Consider the following 1,707-nt stretch of genomic DNA (forward strand, 5'->3'; position numbering starts at 1 on the left):
CGGGCCCTCCTCCGTCGGTTCGGTGTGATCGGCCATGAACTCCAGCTTTCCGGACGGGTATTGCGTGATCAAGAACGAGCTGTGACCGGATGGTAAAGGGTGAATCGGACCTATGGGGTCAGTTTTCAGCCGACGTTCGCGAGCCGCCGCGGCACCCGGCCGCAGCGCCGTGCGTACGCGCGCTGAAAGACGCCGAGAAGCGGCCCCATGGTTGCCACCCACCGCGCGGCAGGGCGGCTGTACGCCGCCGTCGGCTACTGCCCGACGAGCCCCGGCCGCAGCACCTTCGTGAACAGCACCGCGCCGCCCTCCTCGCGCAGCCGCACCGTCAGCTCGCGGCTGCTGCCGTCGATCTCCACCTCGCCGTAGAACTGGAAGCCCTGGCTCGGCGCCACGTTGGCCGTCTCCGGTGCCTTCAGGAAGACCCGCTCCGGCCCGAACGTGCCGTCCAGGGCGCTGCCCGGGAACGCGCCCGCGTGCAGCGGCCCGGTGACGAACTCCCAGAACGGCGCGAAGTCCTTGAAGCCCGCGCGCGCCGGGTCGTAGTGCTGCGCGGAGGTGTGGTGCACGTCCGCCGTCAGCCACACGGTTCCCGTGATCCGGCGCTGCTTGACGTGCCGCAGCAGCTCGGCGATCTGCAGCTCCCGGCCCAGCGGCGCGCCCGGATCGCCCTGCGCGACGGCCTCGACGTCCGTGCCGTCCGGCACGACCAGGCCCAGCGGCATGTCGGAGGCGATGACCTTCCACTCCGCGCGGGAGCGCTGCAACTCCCGCTTGAGCCAGGCCAGCTGCTCGCGCCCGAGGATGCCGTGGACGTCGTCGGGGGCGAGCCCGTCGGAGTTGGCGTTGCGGTACGTGCGCATGTCCAGCACGAAGACGTCGAGCAGCGGCCCGTACGAGACCCTGCGGTAGATCCGGCCGGCGCCGTCGGAGCGCAGCGTCGGCACCGGGAAGTACTCGGCGAACGCGCGCCGGGCACGGGCCGCGAGCACGTCGGCGCGGCGCTCCGTGTAGCGCTCGTCGGTGAGGATCTCGCCCGGATACCAGTTGTTGACGACCTCGTGGTCGTCCCACTGCACCACAATCGGCACCTGCGCGTTGAAGCGGCGCACGTTCTCGTCGAGGAGGTTGTAGCGGAAGTTGCCGCGGTACTCGGCGAGCGTCTCGGCGACCTTCGCCTTCTCCTCGGTGACCAGATTGCGCCACACCGTGCCGTCGGGAAGCGTGACTCGGGTGCTCAGCGGGCCGTCGGCGTATACGGTGTCGCCACTGTGCAGGAAGAAGTCCGGGTCGAGGCGCTGCATCTCGTCGTACACGCGGTAGCCGCCGCGGTCGGGGTTGATGCCCCAGCCCTGGCCCGCGACGTCGCCGGACCAGACGAAGCGCACGTCACCGCGGCGCCCCGGGGCCGTACGGAACGTGCCCTCGACCGGCTCGCCGGAGCGCCGCGGGTCGTCCGCGTCCTCCAGCACCACCCGGTAGTGCACCTGCTCTCCGGGCGGCAGCCCGTGCAGCCGGACGGTGCCGGTGCAGTCGGTGCCCGGGCCCAGGAGCGGGCCGCGGCGGCGGTGCACCTTGCGGAACGAGTCCGTCGCGGAGGTCTCCACGACCATCCGCGCCGGGCGGTCGGCCCGTACCCACACCGTGCCGCCCTGGGACGTGACATCGCCCACCTGTACACCCCACGCGGCCCCCGGCCGGCCGCCG

The 1,707-nt window shown here is 71.9% G+C and carries 1 protein-coding gene and 1 pseudogene; both read right to left on the reverse strand.

Translation table 11 applies throughout. The features are described 5' to 3' along the window. Positions 1–125: 125 nt before the first annotated feature. Positions 126–236, reverse strand: a pseudogene (locus H5J30_RS31495) (DUF1990 domain-containing protein); the annotation flags it as partial. 18 nt (positions 237–254) lie between these two features. Further along, positions 255–1,707 (reverse strand): alkaline phosphatase D family protein (locus tag H5J30_RS31500; protein ID WP_181790972.1); only part of this gene is annotated, 1,453 nt, incomplete at its 5' end.

The sequence above is a fragment of the Streptomyces phytophilus genome, from assembly GCF_013870535.1.
GTDB lineage: Bacteria > Actinomycetota > Actinomycetes > Streptomycetales > Streptomycetaceae > Streptomyces > Streptomyces phytophilus.